General features: G+C 64.2%; 18 protein-coding genes. 5 read left to right on the forward strand and 13 right to left on the reverse strand.

The genetic code is table 11. The features are described 5' to 3' along the window. Position 1 precedes the first annotated feature (1 nt). On the forward strand, positions 2-976 hold the full coding sequence (locus A3AG_RS0126100; RefSeq protein WP_018008232.1) for a Bug family tripartite tricarboxylate transporter substrate binding protein: 975 nt from the start codon (positions 2-4) through the stop codon (positions 974-976). 584 nt (positions 977-1,560) lie between these two features. Here A3AG_RS0126100 and A3AG_RS0126105 read toward each other — a convergent pair. The 7 genes from A3AG_RS0126105 to A3AG_RS0126135 are packed head-to-tail and all read right to left on the reverse strand — an operon-like array spanning position 1,561 to position 9,266. Further along, the gene (locus A3AG_RS0126105) at positions 1,561-2,559 is read right to left on the reverse strand and encodes a tripartite tricarboxylate transporter substrate binding protein (RefSeq protein WP_026164475.1); all 999 of its coding nucleotides are present in this window, start codon (positions 2,557-2,559) and stop codon (positions 1,561-1,563) included. Positions 2,560-2,618: 59 nt separating this feature from the next. Beyond that, positions 2,619-3,767: a mandelate racemase/muconate lactonizing enzyme family protein gene (locus tag A3AG_RS0126110; protein WP_018008234.1), complete on the reverse strand. Its 1,149-nt coding sequence runs from the start codon at positions 3,765-3,767 to the stop codon at positions 2,619-2,621. Beyond that, positions 3,764-4,777 carry a hydroxyacid dehydrogenase gene (locus A3AG_RS0126115; protein ID WP_026164476.1) on the reverse strand — a complete coding sequence of 338 codons (1,014 nt, stop codon included), beginning with the start codon at positions 4,775-4,777 and terminating at the stop codon, positions 3,764-3,766. Before A3AG_RS0126115 ends, A3AG_RS0126110 begins: the two co-directional genes overlap by 4 nt. Continuing rightward, positions 4,774-5,850 (reverse strand): tartrate dehydrogenase, encoded by a 1,077-nt coding sequence (locus tag A3AG_RS0126120; RefSeq protein ID WP_018008237.1) that lies wholly within the window; start codon positions 5,848-5,850, stop codon positions 4,774-4,776. The genes A3AG_RS0126115 and A3AG_RS0126120 overlap by 4 nt, the downstream gene beginning before the upstream one ends. 20 nt (positions 5,851-5,870) lie before the next feature. After that, positions 5,871-6,755: an NAD(P)-dependent oxidoreductase gene (locus tag A3AG_RS0126125; RefSeq protein ID WP_018008238.1), complete on the reverse strand. Its 885-nt coding sequence runs from the start codon at positions 6,753-6,755 to the stop codon at positions 5,871-5,873. Between the two features lie 29 nt (positions 6,756-6,784). Then, on the reverse strand, positions 6,785-8,245 hold the full coding sequence (locus tag A3AG_RS0126130) for an NAD-dependent succinate-semialdehyde dehydrogenase (RefSeq protein ID WP_018008239.1): 1,461 nt from the start codon (positions 8,243-8,245) through the stop codon (positions 6,785-6,787). 37 nt (positions 8,246-8,282) lie between these two features. Then, positions 8,283-9,266, reverse strand: coding sequence for a 2-hydroxyacid dehydrogenase (locus tag A3AG_RS0126135; RefSeq protein WP_026164477.1), 984 nt, complete (start codon positions 9,264-9,266; stop codon positions 8,283-8,285). A 248-nt stretch (positions 9,267-9,514) separates the two neighbouring features. On the opposite strand from A3AG_RS0126135, the gene A3AG_RS0126140 reads away from it, so the two are divergent. Continuing rightward, positions 9,515-10,294, forward strand: coding sequence for a FadR/GntR family transcriptional regulator (locus A3AG_RS0126140; RefSeq protein WP_018008241.1), 780 nt, complete (start codon positions 9,515-9,517; stop codon positions 10,292-10,294). A 133-nt stretch (positions 10,295-10,427) separates the two neighbouring features. Here A3AG_RS0126140 and A3AG_RS0126145 read toward each other — a convergent pair whose 3' ends face one another. The 5 genes from A3AG_RS0126145 to A3AG_RS0126165 form a co-directional block, all read right to left on the reverse strand. Then, on the reverse strand, positions 10,428-11,450 hold the full coding sequence (locus A3AG_RS0126145; RefSeq protein WP_018008242.1) for a LacI family DNA-binding transcriptional regulator: 1,023 nt from the start codon (positions 11,448-11,450) through the stop codon (positions 10,428-10,430). A gap of 175 nt (positions 11,451-11,625) precedes the next feature. Continuing rightward, positions 11,626-12,609 (reverse strand): Bug family tripartite tricarboxylate transporter substrate binding protein, encoded by a 984-nt coding sequence (locus A3AG_RS0126150; protein ID WP_018008243.1) that lies wholly within the window; start codon positions 12,607-12,609, stop codon positions 11,626-11,628. A gap of 70 nt (positions 12,610-12,679) precedes the next feature. After that, positions 12,680-13,903, reverse strand: a complete 1,224-nt coding sequence (locus A3AG_RS0126155; protein ID WP_026164479.1) for a CaiB/BaiF CoA transferase family protein — start codon at positions 13,901-13,903, stop codon at positions 12,680-12,682. Positions 13,904-13,931: 28 nt separating this feature from the next. Beyond that, on the reverse strand, positions 13,932-15,563 hold the full coding sequence (locus tag A3AG_RS0126160) for an FAD-binding oxidoreductase (protein ID WP_240619971.1): 1,632 nt from the start codon (positions 15,561-15,563) through the stop codon (positions 13,932-13,934). A gap of 294 nt (positions 15,564-15,857) precedes the next feature. Then, positions 15,858-16,751: an AraC family transcriptional regulator gene (locus A3AG_RS0126165; protein WP_051073574.1), complete on the reverse strand. Its 894-nt coding sequence runs from the start codon at positions 16,749-16,751 to the stop codon at positions 15,858-15,860. 282 nt (positions 16,752-17,033) lie between these two features. On the opposite strand from A3AG_RS0126165, the gene A3AG_RS0126170 reads away from it, so the two are divergent. From A3AG_RS0126170 to A3AG_RS0126180, 3 genes are read left to right on the forward strand one after another with little or no spacing between them, the layout of a single operon-like run. Then, positions 17,034-17,774 (forward strand): SDR family oxidoreductase, encoded by a 741-nt coding sequence (locus tag A3AG_RS0126170; protein ID WP_018008247.1) that lies wholly within the window; start codon positions 17,034-17,036, stop codon positions 17,772-17,774. A 50-nt stretch (positions 17,775-17,824) separates the two neighbouring features. Further along, positions 17,825-18,586 carry an SDR family NAD(P)-dependent oxidoreductase gene (locus tag A3AG_RS0126175; RefSeq protein WP_018008248.1) on the forward strand — a complete coding sequence of 254 codons (762 nt, stop codon included), beginning with the start codon at positions 17,825-17,827 and terminating at the stop codon, positions 18,584-18,586. A 47-nt stretch (positions 18,587-18,633) separates the two neighbouring features. After that, positions 18,634-19,482: an SDR family oxidoreductase gene (locus A3AG_RS0126180; RefSeq protein WP_018008249.1), complete on the forward strand. Its 849-nt coding sequence runs from the start codon at positions 18,634-18,636 to the stop codon at positions 19,480-19,482. Positions 19,483-19,541: 59 nt separating this feature from the next. Here the strand turns inward: A3AG_RS0126180 and A3AG_RS0126185 are convergent, their stop codons facing one another. Then, positions 19,542-21,296, reverse strand: coding sequence for a sigma-54 interaction domain-containing protein (locus tag A3AG_RS0126185; protein WP_018008250.1), 1,755 nt, complete (start codon positions 21,294-21,296; stop codon positions 19,542-19,544). Positions 21,297-21,476: the final 180 nt, after the last annotated feature.

The raw sequence follows: 21,476 nt of genomic DNA on the forward strand, positions 1-21,476 counted from the left end.
CATGAAAGCATTGATCAAAACTGCGTGTCGTGCGGCCATCGCGGCTTCGGCCCTGGCCTCAGGCATCGCCATGGCAGCCTACCCGGACAAGCCTGTGCGCATTGTTGTGCCATATCCGCCGGGTGGCGCATCCGATACGACCGCGCGTGTGCTGAGCGAAAAACTGAAGGAGGTTACCGGTGCCACGTTTGTGGTCGAGAACCGGCCCGGCGCAAACGGAAATATCGCCGCCGAGATGGTGGCCAAATCGCCGGCAGATGGCTATACGCTGCTGATGGCGAACGTCGGCCCGAATGCCATCAGCCAGTCGATCTACCCGCACCTCGGCTACGACGTCAACAAGAGTTTCGCCCCGATCGGGCAAACCACCACGGTGCCGATCGTCCTGGTGGCCGGACCGAAGGTCAAGGCGGCGGACATCAAGGGGCTGGTGGCAGAAGTCAAGGCCAACCCGGGCAAGTACACCTTTGCCTCGGCTGGCAATGGCTCCTCCAATCACCTGGTGGGCGAGATGTTCAACGCCGGGCTGAAGACGGACATGATGCACGTGCCCTATAAGGGCGATGGCCCGGCTCTGACCGATGTGATGGCCGGGCAGGTGTCCATGATGTTCACTACGGCCGTCGCTGCACGTCCGTTCGTGAGCGGAGGCAAGCTCAGGCTCATCGCAGTGGCAAGCAAGAAGCGAGTGCCTGCGTTTCCCAATGCACCGACGATCGATGAATCCGTGCTGAAGGGATTCGACGCCTCTTCCTGGGGCGGTCTCGTTGCACCTGCCGGAACTTCGCCAGAAATCATCAGGCAACTGAGTGGGGCACTGATGAAGGTGCTTGCCATGCCGGAAGTGAAGAGCCAGCTGGCGACGCTTGGTGCCGAAGTGGTGGCAACCGGGCCCGATGAGTTTGCACGCTATATCAAGAGCGAAGCCGACAAGTGGGGCGCTGTCGCGAAGTCGGCAAACGTGGTCGCTGAATAAGCCAGCCCGGAATGTGATCGGCCCTTGAGACCTCGTCTGGTCTCAGGGGCCGATTGCGTTTGTCCCGTCGCGCAGTACGGGACTGCGGCAAGCGGTGCGGAAAGAGGAAGCGGCAAGCAGAAGACCCTGCAAACATCATTGCAGGGCATTTTTTTGGGGATCGCGCCTGATTCCTGGCCGGTCAGGGAATCTCTGACGCCGCTTCGGGCAGGCTTGCGCACACGGTGCGCTGCCAACGTCCGCCGACAGATTCGGGCGGATCAACAAAAATCCCGCCGGAGGTATGAACTGACCCCAAGAAGTTGGACAGCTAAGACGGTGGGCTAAGCCATGGAGGGCTGATTCCTGTATTGCACAGGACTCAGCCCTTTTAGTTTGGTCCTGATACGGTGGTGGTAACAGTCAAATAGCGCTCGACGACCCGGCGCTTGAACTTCTCATCGTACTTCGCCATGAAAAACACCCCAAAGGTTGGATCGGTGTCCAACCTTTGGGGTGCAGTTCAGAGGTACGGCGGGATCTTGAAGCATGCACGCGGACCTGAGCGTGTCCGCTACCGTGCGGACACGTTTTCGACGCAGCCGTTACTCCAATGAGACGTTCGCATCGCGGACCACGCTTCCCCATTTCTGGATCTCGGCTTCCACGAGTGTGGCGAATTTGGTCGGGGAGCTACCCACGACCTCCACGCCCTGTTCGCGGAATCGCTTCACGATGTCCGGATCGGCCAGGGCCTTCGCGATTTCCTGGTTGAGCTTCTGGACGATCTCCTTTGGCGTGCCAGCGGGTGCCTGAATGCCGAACCAGACGTTGACCTCGTAGCCGGGCACCCCCGATTCAGCGACGGTCGGAACGTTTGGCAGCAGCGTGGATCGCTGCTGACCGGTGACGGCTACGGGCTTGAACTTGCCGGCTCGGATCTGGTTCATCACATTGGGCAAGTTGTCGAACAGCACATCGATTTCACCGCCGAGCAGGGCGGCAACAGCCGGGCCACTGCCTTTATACGGGACGTGCGTCAGCCTGGTACCGGTCATCTTCTCGAAGAGTTCCATCGACAGATGATTGGAGGAACCGGACCCAGTGGAGCCGTAGTTCAGCTTGCCGGGATTCTTCCTTGCAAAATCAACCATGTCCTTGACGGTCGCAAGCCCAAGGTCGTTTCGCGCCACCAGCACGTTCTGGGTGCTGGCAGCCCAGATGACCGGAGCAAAATCCTTGGTCGCGTTGTAGGGAAGCTTCGTGCCGTACAACGCGGGAAGTGCGGCGAACGGCAGCGGCGTAATCAGCAACGTGTAGCCATCGGGGGCGGCTTTCGCAACCATCGAATTGCCGATCAATGTGTTGCCTCCGGGTCGATTGTCAACGACCACCGGTTGCTTCCAGAGCTTGGTCAGCTTCTCGCCCACGGTGCGCGCGAGCGTGTCGTTGAAGCCGCCGGGGGTATATGGCACGACGATGCGAATGGGCTTGTCCGGGTACGCATCGCTCGTAGCGCCCATGGCGCCACCGAAGGCGGTGGCGCCGACGGCGCCCGCCAGGGATGACAGAATCCATTTGCACGCGGTTCTTCTGCTAGGCATCTTTGTCTCCTTCACCATCTTTTGTATGGGGTGGATCAGTGTCTGCTGAGCGGATTTGCTCAGAACTTGACGACGTAACCGGGGCCGTCGATCGACGGGTACTGCTTGAAGATGTCCTCGTCGACTTCGACGCCCAGGCCCGGTGCTTCCGGCGGGACCACGCAACCATCCCTGCCGATTTCGAAGGTCTTGCCGAACATGTCGCGGAAGGGATTGAACTGCGAAACGCAGGCTTCGAAGTAGCCGGCGTTCTCGGTTGCCGCGAGGAAATGCAGCGTCGCGGCATGATTGAGGCCGGTAGCGGAGCTGTGGGCGTGGATGGGGATGCGGAAGGCCGAGGCCATGGCGGCGATGCGCATGCCTTCCGTAATGCCGCCCGTCTTGGACAGGTCGGGTTGCCAGACCTGGACTGCCCCGGCTTCCAGCAGTTGCGCAAACTCGAACCGCATGAAGTGATTCTCGCCGGCCGCGAGCGGGACGACCGGGGAAATCCGGGCAGCCTCGCGATACGAAGCGAAATCGTTGCAGGCGAATGGTTCCTCGAGCCAGCCCGCCTGGATTTCCGCCAGCACAGGCATGACACGGCGCACGTCGGCGATCGTGTAGGCCGTATTGGCATCGGTCAGGATGTCGACGTCAGCGCCGAGCACGCGGCGCACATGGCGTACGCGCTCGATATCCGCCTTGACCGAGTCGCCGATGCGCAGCTTGACGGCCTGGTAGCCCTGTTCGATATAGGACTGGGCCTCTTCGGCCAGCGACGCCGCGGGCTGGTATCCGAGCGCGATGCCGCCGGCATAGGCCGGAATGCGTCGACGCGAGCCGCCCAGCAGCTTGTAGAGCGGCATCTTCGCCGCCTTGCCGCGGATATCCCAGAGTGCCATGTCGATGCCCGAATGCGCCAGCGCGGCGCCGGCGCCAAGACCATGGCTGGAGAACTGCATGCGGTGCACGCGCTGCCAGATGCCGACCACGTCCGTGGCGTCCATGCCAACCAGCAGCGGCGACAGCGTGTTGTGAATCAGGCTGGTGATGGCGCCCGGACTGCGCCCGGGATGCGACTCGCCATAGCCCACGATGCCTTCGGATGTCTCAACGCGGATGATGATCGCGTCACGCTTGAGCGTACTGCCCACGCCCATGGTGACCGTTTTGCCTTCGGGCAGACGATAGGACAGGGGGATTGCGGTAATGCGGGTGATCTTCATTGCATTGTCTCCTGGTTGTCAGCGTTGAATTCGGGGTTGACGATGTTGCGCGGTCGTTCGCCTCGCAGCAGGGCGAGCATCGTGTCGGCGGCGGCCAGCCCCATGGCCATGGAGGCGTGCTGGGTCAGGCCGGCGATATGCGGTGTCAAAAGGACGTTCTGCAGGTCCCGAAGCGGGCTGTCGTCCGGAAGCGGATGTTGTTCAAATACATCGAGTACGGCGCCGCCTATGGTGCCGCTGCGCAATGCGTCGACCAGGTCCGCCTGCCGGATGATGGCGCCCCGTGCCACATTGACGAGCACCGTAGTCGGACGCGCATGCGCCAAAAGCGTCTTGTTCACCATGCCTCTTGTTGCTGCGGTAAGCGGGCACGCGATTACGATGTAGTCGCTATGGGCAAACAAGGCGGAAAGTTCCGCCGGGGCGACGTGCGGCGGGAGCCTGGATGGTGTCAACGTATGCGCAAGCAGCTTCATGCCGAAGCCCGCGCCTGCGATCTCCGCGACCCGGCGCCCGATGGCCCCGAAGCCAATGATTCCGAGCGTGGAGCCGCGCAGCTCCCTGGATTGCCCTGCCGCGATCGTGCGGCGGTTCCAGTCGCCCTTGCGCACGGCATCGTCGAAGGCTGCCAGCCGCCTGGTCATTGCGAGCATGGCGGATACCGCAAATTCGGCAACGGCGTTCGAGTTCGTGTCCGGCGTATTGGCCACCGGGATGCCGTGAGCCGTGGCGCGGTCTACCGGAATGAAATCCACGCCAACACCATGACGAACGACGGCGCGAAGACGATGCCCGCGCTCGAACAGATCGCCAGGGAGCTGTCGCCGTACGATCAGGCCGTCAACCTGCGCAATGCGATCTCGCAACGCTTGATCACTGGCCGCGCCGATCAGTCCTGGCGGCAGTAACTCGACGTCGGCGTCAGCCGCCAGGCGAGCATGCGCCTCCGGGACGATGGCATCGGTCAGCAGCACAAGCGGGCGACGCGCGACCGCGGCGGCTTGTGTCATGCGAGCACCGCCCTGGCGATTTCGGCGCCCATTTCCTGTGTAGTGGCCCTTCCACCCAGGTCGGGCGTCAGTACGCGATCGGGATGCGTCAGGACAGTTTCGATGGCCTTCATGATCGCGGCCGCTGCCTTGGGCTGACCGAGGTGTTCCAGCATCATGGCCCCAGACCAGATCTGCCCGATGGGATTCGCGATGCCTTGTCCGGCGATGTCCGGGGCGGAGCCATGCACCGGTTCGAACATCGACGGATATTTCCGCTCCGGGTTGATGTTTGCGCTCGGCGCCACGGCGATCGTTCCCGTGATGCCGGGGCCGAGATCGGAGAGGATGTCGCCGAACAGGTTCGATCCGACCACGACGTCGAAGCGCTCCGGGGACATCGCGAACCGCGCTGCCAGGATATCGATGTGGTACTGGTCGGTGCGGATGTCCGGATAGTCGGCACCCACTGCGGCAAACCGCTCGTCCCAGTAGGGCATGGAATGGAAGATGCCATTGGACTTGGTGGCCGATGTCACATGATTCCGGCCGAGCTTCCTGGCGAGATCAAACGCATAGCGCATGATCCGATCGGTTCCGCGACGGGTGAAAATGGCCTCCTGCGTGACGAACTCATGTTCCGTGCCGGCGAACATGCGGCCGCCAACTTGCGAGTATTCGCCTTCGGTGTTCTCGCGCACGATCCAGAAGTCGATGTCGCCGGGCTTCTTGTTGGCGAGCGGGCAGGGCACCCCGGGCAGAAGCCGGACCGGTCGCAGGTTCACGTACTGGTCGAATTCGCGGCGGATCGGGATGAGGAGGTTCCACAGTGATACGTGGTCCGGCACGCCGGGGAAACCGACTGCGCCGAGAAAGATGGCGTCAGAGTCGCGTAGCCGCTCGATGCCATCGGACGGCATCATGCTTCCCTGGGCGTGGTAGCGGGCGCAGCTCCAGTCATGGGTCGTGAAGGCGAGCGTGAAGCCGAACTTAGCGCTCGCGGCTTCCAGGACCCGGATGCCTTCGGGGACCACTTCGTTGCCAATGCCGTCGCCTGGAATGACGGCAATCCTGTATTGCTGGTTTGTGATCATGGTGTCGGTTTCCGGGACCATCAGCGAAAGGAGGCCGGCTCGGCCAGCAGTGCGACAAGCTCCGGCACGGTGCCATGGGGCCGTTGGTCATAGGCGCCGGCGTAGGTCTCGCGGATCGCTGACGCGGTCGCATGACTGGCGCCAGCTTCGCTCGCCATGGTGTCGTAGTAGGTCATGTCCTTCAGCGCGTTGGAGATGGTGAAGCGGAACCCGGAGCTGTCGCCCCGCTCAATGAAGGGACGCAGGCGTTCCAGGATGACACCGGCGCCGCCGCCCTTGGCCAGTACATCGACAAGGATTTCGGGACGGACATCCGCGCGTGCTGCGCAGGCGGCAGCCTCTGCCAGGACTGCGGAGAAACCGAGAGACACGAAGTTGTGCAGCAGCTTGAGCCGGTGTCCGGCACCGACAGGCCCGGCGAAGGTGATGTTTTCGGCGAAGCTCTGCAGCAGTGGCAGGCATTCCTGGTAAAGCGACGCGTCGCCGCCGACGATCAGGTTGAGTCGCCCCTCGGCGGCTTCTTTGGGCGTACGCGTCATTGGCGCGTCCATGAACCTGCCACCGGCCTTGTGCACGGCGGCGGCGATGCGCTCGGTCGAAGAGGGAATCGCCGTCGAGCAATCGATGACCACGGTACCGGGCCGCAGGGCGCTGAGGAGGCCTTGGGCGCTGAAAAGCACTTCCTCGACCTCGGGGGATCCGGTAACGCAGAGAATGACGATGTCGACCTGGCCCGCGAGTTCCGGGATAGCCGGTACGGATTTCGCCCCCGCCTTCAGCAATGCGTCGAGTGGCTGATTGCCTGGATGTTCGAGGACCACCAGCGGATAACCATGCTTTGCCACATTCGTCGCGATGCCATGGCCCATCATGCCAATGCCGATCATGCCCACTGTTTTCTTCATGATGCTGTCTCCTGTCGTTGTCTCGCGGCTCAGCGCAATGCCAGGCCGCCAGCGCAGATGTACTTGACCTCGATGTAGTCCTCGATGCCGTATTTGGATCCCTCCCGGCCGATGCCCGACTCCTTCACACCGCCGAACGGGGCGACCTCGGTGGAGATCAGTCCCTCGTTCAGGCCCACGATGCCGCATTCGAGCGCTTCTGCCACGCGCCAGGAGCGCGCGTAGTCGGTGGTGTAGAAATAGGCAGCCAGTCCGAAGGGCGTGTCATTGGCCATGGCGACGGCTTCTTCCTCGGTCTTGAAGCGGATCAGGGGGGCCACCGGGCCGAAGGTCTCCTCGTTCATGAGCTTCGCCTTCGGCGACACGTCCGTGAGGATCGTCGGCTTGAAGAAGCGGCCGCCGAGGGCGTGGGCCCTGCCGCCGGTGAATACCTGAGCACCCAGAGAGACGGCGTCGAAGATGTGTTCGCGAACCTTCTCGATCGCCGCGTCGTCAATCAGCGGTCCGAGATCCACGCCCGGTGTCATGCCATCGCCGACGACCTGAGCTTCCACTGCGATCCTGAGCTTCTCTGCGAACGTGTCGTAGACGCCGTCCTGGACGAAGATGCGGTTGGCGCAGACGCAGGTCTGACCGGCATTGCGAAACTTCGAGGCCATCACGCCGGCGACGGCAGCGTCGAGGTCGGCGTCGTCGAAGATGAGGAATGGCGCGTTGCCGCCCAGTTCCATGGAAACCTTCTTCACCGTACCGGCGCATTGCTCGAGGAGAGTCTTGCCGACGTCGGTGGAGCCCGTGAACGACAGCTTGCGCACGACGGGGCTCGATGTGAGCTCACGCCCCACAACGGAGGCGGAACCAGTGACCACATTCAGTACCCCGTCGGGGATTCCCGCTTCCCTGGCCAGTGCGGCGAGCGCCAGCGCAGAGAAGGGCGTGGCCGAGGCAGGCTTGATCACGATCGTGCAGCCTGCAGCCAGGGCGGCGCCTGCCTTGCGGGTGATCATCGCATTCGGGAAATTCCACGGGGTGATGGCGGCGACGACGCCGACGGGCTGCTTGATGACGAGGATGCGGCGGTCCGATGACGGCGCGGGAATCACATCGCCATAGATCCGGCGTGCTTCTTCCGAGAACCATTCAATAAAGCCGGACCCGTAGGCAATCTCGCCACGCGATTCTTTCAGCGGTTTGCCTTGCTCAAGCGTGAGGATCGTTGCCAGGTCCTCCTGGTTGGCCATGCAGAGATCGAACCATCGACGCAGCAGGCGGCTGCGTTCGCGCGAGCTGGTCGCGCGCCATGCCGGAAGGGCGCGGTCCGCCGCGGCGATGGCTGCCTGGACGTCTGCCGCCGTCATGCGGGGCACGGTACCGAGCTGCTGCCCCGTTGCAGGATTCGTGACGGGCACCACTTCGCCGTCAGCAGCGTCTACCCATTGGCCATTCACGTGGCACTGTTGGCGGAAGAGAGAAGGATTCTGGATCTGCATGAAAAGGAACTCCGGTCGCTTTGACTTGAGGGGGGAATCAGGAAAGCAGGTTGGCGGGTCGTTCGCCGCGGCGCAGTGCCGCGATCCCGTCGAGCAGAAGCCATCCCATGGCGTTGCGCGTTTCTTCTGTCGCGCTGCCGATATGCGGACTGAGAAAGACGTTGTCGAGGGCGCGATAGCGCGGATCGAGGTTCGGCTCGTTGGCGAAGACATCAAGGCCGGCAGAAAAGACGTGGCCGTTGTTCAGCGCTTCGATCAGCGCATCGTCATCGACGATGTCGCCGCGGGAAATATTGACGACCACCGCGCCAGGGGGCAGTGCCCGGATGTGCGCCTGATCGAGCGTTCCTTTGAGCTGGGGGGAACCCGGTGCCGCGACCAGCAGCATCTCGCTGTGTCGGCAGAGGCTTTCGAGAGTCGCGTGGTAGATGGCGCCCTCGGCAAGCTCTGGCCCGAGCCGGGAGCGGTTGTGGTAGTGGATCTGCAAGCCGAATGCGCGGGCACGCGTGGCGATGGCCCGGCCGATGCGCCCCATCCCGAATATGCCGAGCCGCTTGCCGACCAGGCCTTTGCCCAGCAGTTGCGTGGGCGCCCAACCTGCCCATTGGCCGCTGCGGACCATGCGATCTGCTTCATGACCGCGCCGTGCGGCATTGAGCAGGAGCATTAGCGCGACTTCGGCACAAGCATCGCTCAGGACGTCAGGCGTATGCAGGACCTCGATGCCGAGTTCGCGAGCCGTGGCCAAGTCGATGTGGTCGTAGCCTACCGAGAGAGTGGCCACTGTCCTGAGGGTGGGTGACAGTGCGCGCAATACCTGGCCGTCAATGCGCTCCGTCGCGGTCACCAGCAGAACGCTCGCGGCCCTGGCGCGCGCGATGATCGTGGCGGAATCGGTCAGTTCGTCGCTTTCGTTCAGGGTTACGACGAAGCGCTCTTTCAGCGCGGCTTCGATCTCCGCCGGCATGCGTCTGCATACGTAAACATTTTCAAGCGACTGATGGTGATCCTGGGCCGTCATGGATGTAGTCTCCTCGGGGTTTGCGACAGCGTCGCACGAAATCGTTGTGTTCTTGTGAGTTGTATTACAAATTCATATTATTAGTATGTCAAGCAAATTTATTTGAGTGCTATGATGTCAACCAGGAATGCCGCACGCCGACGCGCGGCGAAGCAAGCACAAGTGGGGCAATTACCTTGCAGAGCACAACGAGAAATCTGACCGAACCAGCGCAGCCGCCGGCGGGAAAAAGCGGTGTCGAGCCCACCTTGGCCGACCGCGTCACCGAACACCTCGCCGGGCAGATCCGGCGCGGTCTGTACCCCGTCAATGCCCGCCTGCCGACGGAAAAGTTCATGACCGAGCAGTACGGCGTGAGCCGCACCGTGATTCGTGAAGCCATTTCCCGGCTTAAGTCCGAGGGCCTCGTGGAAAGCCGGCAGGGGAGCGGTACGGTGGTGCTCAATCCGGCGACCGCAGAGGTATTCCGCCTTGGGCGTGGCGGTTCCGACCCGGCCTTGGGCGTCGTGCGAATCCTGGAACTTCGCCGTGGGATTGAAGCGGAAATGGCCGCATTGGCTGCGGAGCGCCGCAGCGAAAGGCAAATGGACGACATCCGGAACGCTTTGCGCGAAATCGACTCTGCAGTGCGAGCAGGCGGCGACGGCGTCGAAGAAGACCTGGCATTCCATCTTGCGGTGTCCCGTGCCACCGGCAATCCCCACTACACCGAGCTACTCGGCATGTTGACGCGGGCGTTGACAGACGCCATCCGTCTCACCCGCGGCAATGAAGCCAGGCAAAGCGATCTGGCTGCGCAGGTCCGCACCGAGCATGCGGAGATCTGCGCCGCGATCGAAACCCGGGATCCGCAACGCGCCCGCCAGGCGGCCTTCCTGCACATGCGCAATACCGAGGAGCGGATTCTCACCGCCGGACGGGACTTCTGGACCGGCGACAGCCGGACTGCCGCGCAGAGACTGGCGGGAGCCGACCTTTCGACAGTGATACGGCGTGCTGCGGAGGGGGGCAGGACCGAAGCCGAATAGAAGCCGCTTCGCTTCGCGAACCCGACCATTCCACGGGGGCAGAGCTGACAGCCTCCTTGCGCCGTGCAGCCGGCGAAGGGGCGCGGTCGCGGTCACGGCTGGCGGCGGTCCGGCACGGCGTGCGCCCTCTACACTAAGGCGCCGCCACGATTTTCACCGCAGCAGTACTTTCCCGAACGATCAGCTCCGGCTCGAATTCGTCCTGCAGATCGTCCCGCCGTGCCGCGCCTTCTATCTGCGCAATAATGTTGCGCGCGGTCAGTTCGCCGATACGCACGGGATTCGACCGCATGGTTGTCAGGGTAGGCGTGATAAGTTCCGCAACCTCCCAGTCCCCGAAACCGGTCACGGAGATATCGTCCGGAATGGACCGGCCCAGGGCGCGGCACTCGGCGATGGCGGCGACCGCGATGAAGTCGTTTATGCAGATCAGTGCGGTAGGCCGATGTGGACTGGTCAGGCAGGCCCGCGCCGCGGCGCGGACCGGCTCGACCTCATAGGGCGTGGGCAGGACCAGTTCCTCGCGCAGGGCGATGCCATGTTCGCTGAGCACGTCCTTGACGCCTTCGAGCCGCTGGACCGACAGATGCTGGGTGTTCAGCGGCCCCGGCAGGACGGCGAATTCGCGGTGCCCGAGGTTCACCAGATAGGCGGTCAGGCGCCGCATCGCGAGCCGGTTGTCGTAGCCAACCGTCGGATGGCTGCCTTCGCGATCCGTTGCCCACATCAGCACATAGGGGACATTGTGCTTATGGATCAGCGAGAAGACGTCGGGGTGGTGCTGCGAGCCGATGATGGCGATGCCGTCCACGCGCCGCTCCAGCATTTCCCGCGCGCAGCGCAACTCGATGTCGCTGTTGTCGCGATGGCACGTCAGAAGAACGGTATAGCCGAGCGCTTCGAGCTGCTTCTCCAGGGTGTCCACGGCTCTTGCGTACAGTTCGTTCATCAGCGTCGGGGCAATGATGCCGATGGACATGGTCCGTCCCGAACGCAGGATCCGCGCAGCGGCAAAAGGCACGTAGTCGAGGCTGGCAATCGCTTCCTGCACGCGCTTCAGCGTCTCGGGCCGCAGCAGTTCAGGCGCCGACAACGCGCGCGATACGGTGGCGGAAGACACGCCGGCAAGGAGAGCGACCTGTTTCACGTTGACCATATTCGGCATGCCTCGAAAGCGAAGGGAAGAGCAAGGTTGGAGTGAAGGATGAGCCCGTCCAGGGGTGCCCTGGCGGCCCAGCCCGACGCCGCATTGTATCGTCGAGGGGCTAGTCCGCTGGTCAGGAACGCCACGCAAGCGCCGGTCGAGGCCATGCGACCGGCGCTTGCCGCGGCTAGTCGAGCCGCACCTTCGAAGAGTCCGCAACCTTCTTCCATTTGGCGAGTTCGGCGCGAAGGAAGGCGTCAAACGACTCCGGCGTGCCGCCCACGATCTCGGCGCCCTGGGCCAGCAGCTTCTCCCGGATGTCCTGATATTGCAGCGCCTTGTTGAACTCAGCATTCATCTTGGTGATGATCGCCGCCGGGGTGCCGGTCGGTACCATGAAGCCGCCCCAGGAGACGGCCTCATAGCCGCTAATGCCCAGTGCTTCGTCTACCGTGGGAACATCCGGCAAGGACGGGAGGCGCTTCTTGCTGGTGACCGCAAGCGCGCGCAGCTTGCCGCTCTTGACCTGCGGCATGCCGGCCAGGGCCGTCGGCAGCGCGACGTGGATCTGCCCGCCCAGCACGTCGGTCAGCGAGGGTGCGTCGCCCTTGTAAGGGACATGCGCCATCTTGACGCCCGCCATGGAATTGAGCAGCTCGCCCGCGAGGTGGTTGCTCGCCCCGTTGCCTGCCGAGCCGAAGGTGATTTCGCCAGGCTTATCCTTGGCCATGGCGATCAGTTGCTTCAGATCCTTGATGGGGGAGTTCGCCGCCGTGACGATGACCAGCGGCACCGTGGTCGCCAGGATCACGGGCGCGAAATCCCTGACCGAGTCATAAGGCAATTTCGAATAGACCGCGGGATTGATGGCATTCGGTCCAAGGTTGGCCATCAGCACCGTGTATCCGTCCGCGGCCGATTTTGCTACCAGTTCGTTGGCGATGATGCCGTTGGCCCCCGGCCGGTTCTCGATAACGACTGATTCTCCCCAGGCCTGGCTGAGCTTTGCGCTCAGCAGCCTGGCGGTGACATCCGAAGCGCCACCGGGCGGATAGGGCAGGACCACCCGGACCGGCTGGGCGGGCCAGTCCTTGGCCGCCGCGTGCGGTGAGGCGGAGATCGCTGCCAGGCAAAGCAGGGCGGCGGAAGCTTGTCGTAGATATCGATGCATGATGGGTCTCCTGTCTCCTGATGCGATCCTGCTTCGGGATCGCGCTTGTGCTACTTGTGCTACCTGCGCTTCAAATCGAGCCTTCCCGGCGCAATCCCGAAATCCGGTCCGCCGACCAGCCTAGCTCGCGGCTCAGGATGTCGTCCGTATGCTCGCCGAGCACCGGCGGCGCACGCCGGTACTCGACAGTGGAGCGGGAGAACTTGATCGGGTTGGCGATCTGCGGCGCGATCGCTCCGCTTCCATGGGGAAGCGAGAACACCATGCCGCGCGACCGCACTTGCGGATCCGACAAGGCCTGCGGAATCGTATGGATCGGTCCGCACGGCACGCCGGCGGCTTCCAGTCTGACCAGCCAGGCTGCCGTGTCGCGGCCACGGAATCGGTCCGCCAGCAAGAACACCAGGCTCTCGCGGTGCTTCAGGCGCGCGGCGTTGGTCGCGTAGCGCTCGTCGCGTGCCAGTTCGCCCAGCTCCAGTGCGTCGCACAGGGCGCCGAACTGCCGGTCGTTGCCGACGGCAACGATCAGCGCGCCATCACTGGTCGCGAACGACTGGTAGGGCGCGAGGTTCGGATGGGCGTTCCCCCAACGTCGTGGCTCGGAACCCGCTACCAGATAGTTGGAAGCCTGGTTCGCAAGCCACGCGACCTGCGTGTCGAGCAGGCTCATGTCGATGTACTGGCCGCGTGCGCTCCCGACCCGTTCGAACAAGGCGCTGACGATGGCCACCGATGCGTACATCCCTGTCATCAGGTCCGAGATCGGTACGCCGCATTTCTGCGGCCCGCCGCCGGGGCGGTCGTCGCACTCGCCGGTGATGCTCATGAGCCCGCCCATGGCCTGTACCACGAAGTCGTAGCCGGCCCGGTGGCTGTACGGCCCGGTCTGCCCGAAGCCGGTGATCGAGCAGTACACCAGGCGTGGATTGAGCGCCGCCAGCGTGTCGTAGTCCAGGCCATAGCGCCGCATGTCGCCGCACTTGTAGTTCTCGACGAAGACGTCGGCCGTCTTTGCCAGTTCGCGCAGCACGGTCTGTCCTGCCTCGCTGCTGACGTCCACGGTGATCGAGCGCTTGCCCCGATTGGCGCAGAGAAAATAGGCCGACTCGGCCGTCAGGGTGCCGTCTTCCCGGGCAAGGAAGGGCGGCCCCCAGGCGCGCGTGTCGTCCCCGCTGCCGGGTCGCTCCACCTTGATCACGTCGGCACCGAGGTCCGACAGCAACTGGGTGCTCCACGGTCCCGCAAGGATGCGGCTCAGGTCGAGCACCCGGATGCCTTCCAAAGGTCCTGCCATGGTTTTGCCTCCTGTGAATGCCCGGGCTTCAGCTCGGGTCGAACAGCACGCCGGGATTCAGGATCTGCTTGGGGTCGAACGCTTGCTTGGCCGCCTTCAGCGCGGTGCAGAACAGCTCGGGCCGCTCCTTGTCATACCAGGGACGATGGTCCCGTCCGAGCGCGTGGTGGTGGGTGACGGTGCCGCCCGCGTCCACCATGGCCTGTTCCGCCACCCGCTTGATTGCCATGTACTGCTCGGGTATGCGGGCCTTGTCGCCGTAGGCAAACCAGGTGAAGTAGGGCGCGGGGCCGTCCGGATACAGGTGGGTGAAGCGGCACGTCACCGAGCCCGGGCGTCCCGTCACTTCGCGGATGATGCGATGCGTCTCGTTCTTGACGTGCTGGTGAAGTGCGGCGAAGCGGTCCCAGGTGACGGCGGTTTCCATGGTTTCGCGCATGACCCCGCGTGCAATGGCGTACTCGCGCAGATAGGGTCCGCGCAGGAACTTGTTGCGCCAGCTAGCCGTGGCCGAATCGGCACCTTCCTCGTTGGTTGCCGCAGCGGTCTCCCAATCGCCGCCGCATGCCGCGCAGATCTCCAGCGCGCGCGCCATCCACGCATCGACCGGGTGATCCGCCGACTCGAAGCCCAGCACGAGGATGTCATAGGAGCCGTCGCTGGAGCCGGTGTAGGCTGCCTCCTCGCGCTCGACCAGGCGCGCGTTCGCGGGGTTCAGGCCAGACTGGGACAGCAGCCGTGTCGCCTCGACGGCCTTGGCATAGTCGCGGAAGCGCACCGTGGTCTGCTTGCGGTAGACCGGGCGGCGGTGCAGCTTGACCCAGGCCTCGGTAATGATGCCAAGCGCGCCCTCCGAGCCCAGAAACAGCCGGTCGGGATTGGGGCCCGAGCCCGATACCGGAAAGCGGCGCGACTCGATATTGCCCGCGGGGGTTACGACCTTCAGGCTTTCGATGTGGTCGTCGATCTGCGTGTATGCGGTGGCGAAATGCCCGGCAGCGCGGGTTGCGATCCAGCCCCCCAGCGACGAAAACTCCCATGCCTGCAGGAAAAAGCGCATGGTCAGCCCGGTCGGCTTGAGCTGGCGTTCCAGGCTCGGCCCGAGCACGCCGGCCTGGATGCGCGCGGCTTGCGAAGTCTGGTCGACTTCCAGCACCTTGTCGAAGTGTTTGAGGTCGAGCGTGAGGACGCCCCGGTAGCGATCGTGCTCCGGAGGGTTTACCCCGCCGACCACGCTGGAGCCGCCGCCGTAGGGAACGACGGCAAGCTGTTGGCGGCCGCACCAGTCGAAGAGATCGACGATGTCCTGTTCGGTCCTGGGATACGCGACCACGTCTGGCGGATTCGGGAACTCTTTCCGAATGGCCCGCGCCACGTCCACCGTACCGGCGCCATAGGTGTGATAAAGGCGGTCGTAGTGGTCGGTCGTGCAGATCTCACGCAGCGTTGCAGGCGGCTGCACGCGCGGGGCGCGAAGTTCGATTTCGTCCGCGCTGGGGAAGGGCATGGCCTCGAAATGCTCGACCCCCAGCAACCGGCTCCACGCGGCCTCGAACTCCGAGATTTCCTGCGGCGTGACGGTGTCTCCTTCGTAGCCCCAGCCATAAAACTTGCGACGGCGTTCCTGCATGTCGATGTCTCCTGTGTGGTTTTCGCGCAATGTAATCGATTACATTTCAGGGTAAAAAATACTGCGGAACCGCAGTGTTTATGGCAAAACCGGCAATGCAATCGATTACATCAGTGTAGGCGAGGGAAGATCGATGTCAAGGGAGAAAAACAGGACTTTCAGCAGAGGCAGGACGACGATGGAAGGCGTGGGGGAGCGGGGCAAGGAATGAAGCGGTCAGGGCACGGGTGCAGAAGAGCCCGGCTGCGCCAGCCAGGCCTTCAGCCACGCCATGGGCCGTCAAGTGAGGCAAGGTCCTCTTGCAAGCGGCCTGATGAAAATCGCCTAGGCACCAAAGCCCACCGCCGGCGAAAGCGAGAAAGACTCGCGCATGTCGCGCGCTTCTTCAACCGGCGTTCTGCCGAAAAGGCGTTTGAATTCCCGGCTGAACTGCGAGGTGCTTTCGTAGCCGACTCGTCCTGCCGCTGCCGCGGCGGTGACGCCGTCGCGAATCATCATCAGGCGCGCATGGTGAAGGCGGGTGGACTTGATGTACTGGATAGGCGAAGTCTGCGTCACGGCGCGGAAGTTTGCGTGAAATGCCGGCACGCTCATGCCGGCTTCTTCCGCAAGGCGCGTTACGTTGAGCGGTGAAGCATAGTCGGCGTGGATGCGCTTGAGCGCTTTCGCGACGCGGCCGAAGCGTCCATGGTGAGCCAGGGCGGCGCGCATCGCGCCGCCCTGTGCGCCGGTCAGGACGCGGTAGCAGATCTCTCGCACCAGGGCCGGTCCCAGGATCCGGGCATCCATGGGCACCGTCAATGCCTCCAGCAGCCGGACCGTTGCGCCGGCCAGGTTCTCGTCGAGCTCGGTAGACACCATCAGGTTCGGTGGTTCGTCGGGAAGATGCCCGGCGGCACTGATCTGGGTGATCAACTCGCTGAGTTCGATCAGGTCAAGGTGGATGGAAACGGCGAGCATGGGGGCCTCGGCCGAAGCCTGCGTTTCCGTCGAGAACGGCAGCGGTACGGACAGCACGAGGTAATGCTGGGCGTCATAGACATAGACGTCGTTACCGAGGAAGCCCAGCTTGCGGCCCTGGCAAACGATGACGATGCTCGGCTCGTACAGCACCGGCGTGCGCCCGAGGGGCCGGTCGGAGCGCATCAGCCGAACGCTATCGAGCGCCGACTGGGTGTACCCCTCGTTAGGCGCCAGCTTCTCGATGAGCCGGACCATTCTGACGGAAGCGGGGGAGCGGGCCTTCGACACCGCCGTCTCCTGTTGTTGGCGACAGGCGCCATTCTAGCCCCCGCTTGAGCCCGGCGCCAGCGCGTTTGATAGGAATAGGCAATAACGCCATCGAACCGTGTATTCAGCGGAAGAACGGCCATCCCTATCATTCACTCACCGGCCAACGAACCATATCGCTTAATTCGGGGCCGCAACCCTGCCGCTGGCGCTGCGCTGCAAGCGCGGGCATCAGCGGCGAGATCCGAACCTGCAATAGGAGTATGCAAGATGGCAAAGACATCCAACGAATCCAAGGTCATTCTGATCACCGGCGCCAGCAGCGGCATCGGCGAGGGCGCGGCCCGTTTGCTCGCCGCGCAGGGACACCGGCTTGTGATTGGCGCGCGCCGCACCGACCGGCTCGCAGCGCTGACGCAGTCGATCGAAGCATCCGGCGGCACGGTTCGCTATCGTGAACTCGACGTGACCTCGGCCAGTGACGTGGCGGCATTCGCGCGGTTCGCGCTCGATGCCTTCGGTCGCATCGACGTGCTGATCAACAACGCCGGCGTGATGCCGCTGTCGCCGCTCAACGCCCTGAGGGTAGACGAGTGGAACCGGATGATCGACGTGAATATCCGTGGCGTACTGCACGGCATAGCCGCGGTGCTGCCGACGATGGAACGGCAAGGCGAGGGCCAGATCATCAATATTTCCTCGATTGGCGGGCTTTCCGTGTCGCCGACTGCCGCGGTCTACTGCGCCACCAAGTTTGCCGTCCGCGCCATTTCGGATGGGCTGCGCCAGGAGACCGACAAGATCCGCGTCACCGTGATCTGCCCTGGCGTGGTGGAGTCCGAGCTGGCCGACTCGATCTCCGACGAGACCGCGCGCACTGCCATGCAGGAGTTCCGTCGCGTCGCCATCGCGCCTGACGCCATCGCCCGCGCCATTGCTTACGCGGTGGCGCAGCCGGCTGAAGTCGACGTCAGCGAGATCGTCGTACGTCCCACCGCCAGCCCGTTCTGACCCAGCCGCTACGTCGATACGTCCCACGCAACCCGATCAAGGAAAACATCATGACATCACGCAACACAGCCAGTGGCGCTTTCGCAGGCAAGGTCGCCATCGTTACCGGTGCAGCCAGTGGCATTGGCCTGGCCACGACGGAACTGCTTCACGCCGAGGGCGCGAATGTGATTGCCGTCGGGCGCGGCCGCAACGTGGAGAACCTTGCCCGTCCCGGCATCGTCCCCGTCGTCGCCGATGTGGCGCACGAGGACAGCGCGGTCCGGGCCGTCGCTACCGCGATCGACCGCTTTGGCAAGCTCGACATCCTGGTCAATAACGCGGCGGTCATCATCAACAAGGCTCTGGTGGATATGTCGCTGGAAGACTGGAACGGCATCCAGGCCGTCAATGCCACCGGCGCCTTCCTGTTCTCGCGCGAGGCCATGCGCGCGATGGTGCCGGCAAAGACCGGCGCCATCGTCAACGTGGGGTCCTACGCCTGCTATCAGGCCTTTCCGCTGATCGCGGCCTATGCGGCGTCAAAGGGCGCGCTGGCGCAGCTGACGCGGGCGCTGTCGCTGGAAGCCATCGAACATGGCATTCGCGTCAATGCGGTGGGCTCCGGCGATGTCATCACCAACATTACCAATCACATCCATGCGGATGGCCAGGCATTCCTTGCCGAGCATGGCAAGAAAGCACCCATCCGGCGCGCGGCCCAGCCGAAGGAGATTGCCGAGGTGATCGCCTTCCTCGCATCGGAAAAGGCCAGCTTCATCGTCGGAGCGGTGGTCATGGCCGACGGCGGCATGAGCGTGGCCTTGCCCTGAATAAGCCGGTCCGACGCATCTTTTTAGTGACTCAAGGATTCAACATCATGAAACAAGCATCCCGTACATGGTTCATCACCGGCGCATCGAAGGGCGTCGGCCAAAAGCTCGTTACCCGTCTGTTGGAGCAAGGCCACCGGGTGGCGGCAACCTCCCGCACGGCCGCATCGCTGACGCAGGCATTCGGTGCGGCGTCCGACCGCTTCCTGCCGCTCGAGGTCGACCTGACCAATGATCGCAGCGTCCGGCAGGCCATCGACAAGACCGTGCAATGGTTCGGCGTTCTCGACGTGGTCGTCAACAATGCCGGCTACGCCCAGCAAGGCACCGTCGAGGCATTGTCGGACGACGAGCTTCGCCGCAATGTCGAGGTCAACTTCTTTGCACCGGTGGCTGTCCTGCGCCACGCGCTGCCGCAGCTGCGCCGCCAGCGCAGCGGGCACATCATCAACATCTCGTCTATCGTTGGCTACCAGGGCGGGTATGCGGGATGGGGCAGCTACGTGGCGAGCAAGTTCGCGCTATCCGGACTGACGGAATCCCTTGCCGCCGAGGTGGCCGAGCTGGGCATTCGCGCGACGGTGGTGTATCCGGGCCCGGTGCGCACCGATTTCCTGGCGGAGGGTGCGCTCGCGGTGGCCGGGCGGCAGATCGACGACTACTCGCAGGCCAGGGCTTCGCTCGACCTGCACCTGGACCCCTTGCATGGCCGCCAGGCCGGCGATCCCGACAAGCTGGCGCTGCTGATCATCCAGGCCGCGACGGTCGAGGCCCCTCCGCTGCACTTGTTCGCGGGCAAGATTGCCAACGAACTGGCGGCCGCGAAGGCGAGCGCTGTCGCCAAGGACCTCGACGCCTGGAGGGGCTCGTCTGAGGCCACCGATTTCGCAGACTGACCGATGAGTGCGCATGTCCCGCCTGGCCGGGACATTTTCCCTGGGATCCGGATACGCGCCTATTTCGATCGCGACGCGTGCGGCCCGCGCTCCAGGATCTTGTACAGATGCGAGCGGGAAATCCCGAGCTGCCCGGCCGCGCGTTTCTTGTTGCCGCCGTGGCGCGCGACCGCATCCATTACCGCGGCATAGGCCAGTTCCCGCATGCCCGCGGCGGCCTCGGCCGGTAAGCGGTGTGCGGCCGTGGGTGATGGCAGGTCGTCCGTCGCGGCCGTCTCGCAGGGACCCGCAGCTTCGGGCGCATGCACGGTGCTCTGGCTTTGCGGTCCCGATAGCCCGCGCGCCGACTCGCCGCGTGCAAAATCCGCCACGCGCAGCGAGCGGCCGTCGCAGAACACCAATGCCTCCTCGATGCGCTGGCGCAGCTGGCGCACATTGCCGGGCCATGGCTGGCCGGCGAGGTAACGCGCCACTTCGTGGTCGATGCCCGGCGCCGGCATGGCGTTGCGCGTGCAGAAGGCTTCGACGAAATGCTGCAGCAGCGCCGGGATGTCCTCGCGCCGCTGGCGCAGCGCGGGAATGCGCAGCACCACGCCGCTCAGCCGGTAGTACAGGTCGAGGCGAAAACGCCCGGCGTCGATCAGCTCGGGAATGTCGCGGTTGGTGGCCGACACCAGCCGGAAGTCGACCCGCTGCGCGCGGCGGCTGCCAAGCCGTTCGACCATGTGGTCTTCGAGCACGCGCAACAGCTTGACCTGCATCTCCATGGGGATGTCGGCGACCTCGTCGAGGAAGACCGTGCCGCCCGCCGCCAGTTCGAGCTTGCCCGCCTGTCCCTGGCGCTGGCTCCCGGTGAAGGCGCCCGGCGCGTGCCCGAACAGCTCCGCCTCGATCAGCGTGGCGGGCAGGGCAGCGAGGTTCAGGCTGACCAGCGGCCGCGCGCTGGCCGGCTCGGTTCCGGCGCCGTGGATGGCGCGGGCCACCAGTTCCTTGCCGGTGCCGCTTTCGCCCAGGATCAGCACCGGCACGTCAAGGCGGGCCACGGTCTGGATTTCCCGGCGCAGGCGCTGCATCGGCGCGCTTTCGCCGATCAGCCCGAACGTCGGTTGCGGTGCGTGCAGGCCGTGGCGCAGGCCATCGACCTCGCGCTGGTAGCGCGCCACCTCGGAGCGCAATTCGACCAGTTCCTTGTGCATGCGGACCAGCGCTTCCGGCCCCTTGAACATGACCTGCCCGATGGCGCCCACCACCTCCCCGTCCTGGCGGATCGGCATGCGGTTGACCACGCGGGTGGCACCGTCAAGCTGCTGCAACTGCCCGATCTCCGCCTTGCCGCTGGCCACCACCTGCGGCAGCCGCGAATTGGGGATGACCTCGGGCGCCGGACGGCCGATGCCGCCGCCGGTATCGAGGCCGAGGAATTTCTCATGGACGGGACTGATGAAACGCACCCGTCCCGCCTTGTCGACCACGGTGATGGCCTGGTACGGGTCGTTCAGGAAGTAGTCCAGGATCGCGCCGGCGAACGGCACCGTGCCGAGGAAGTCGAGCAGCACGGCCTGGGCGTCGACGCGATGCAGGACGATCAGCCGGCGCTCGCCGTCTTCCAGGGACAAGCCAATGAATCGCCCGCCGGCTGCGTCGACGGGAAAGACCCTGCGTCCCGGTTCCGCTGCGCCTGCGCGGGCGCATGCGGCGAACGCCGCGTCGGCGATGGCGGCATCGGTACAGGCACCGAGCGCTGCCTCGCGGGTGCCGTCGCGAGCACAGACCAGCACGCCGAGCCCGAACCGGTCTGCATCTTGTGTCGTCATTGAGGGCACATTGTGTCTCCGTGCGTGCCTCCTGTGTGGACACGTCGTGTAGTCATTGGGGACATCGTACTGAGGGCGGAGAAATTATTCAATGTAATCAAGGCACCCGTTGCGATTAGCGGGCTGGCATGTCTCCTGCGATAAGTTGGCAACACATGTACCAGGCAAAAAACAGGAGAA

Source organism: Cupriavidus neocaledonicus (genome assembly GCF_000372525.1).
GTDB classification, from domain to species: domain Bacteria; phylum Pseudomonadota; class Gammaproteobacteria; order Burkholderiales; family Burkholderiaceae; genus Cupriavidus; species Cupriavidus neocaledonicus.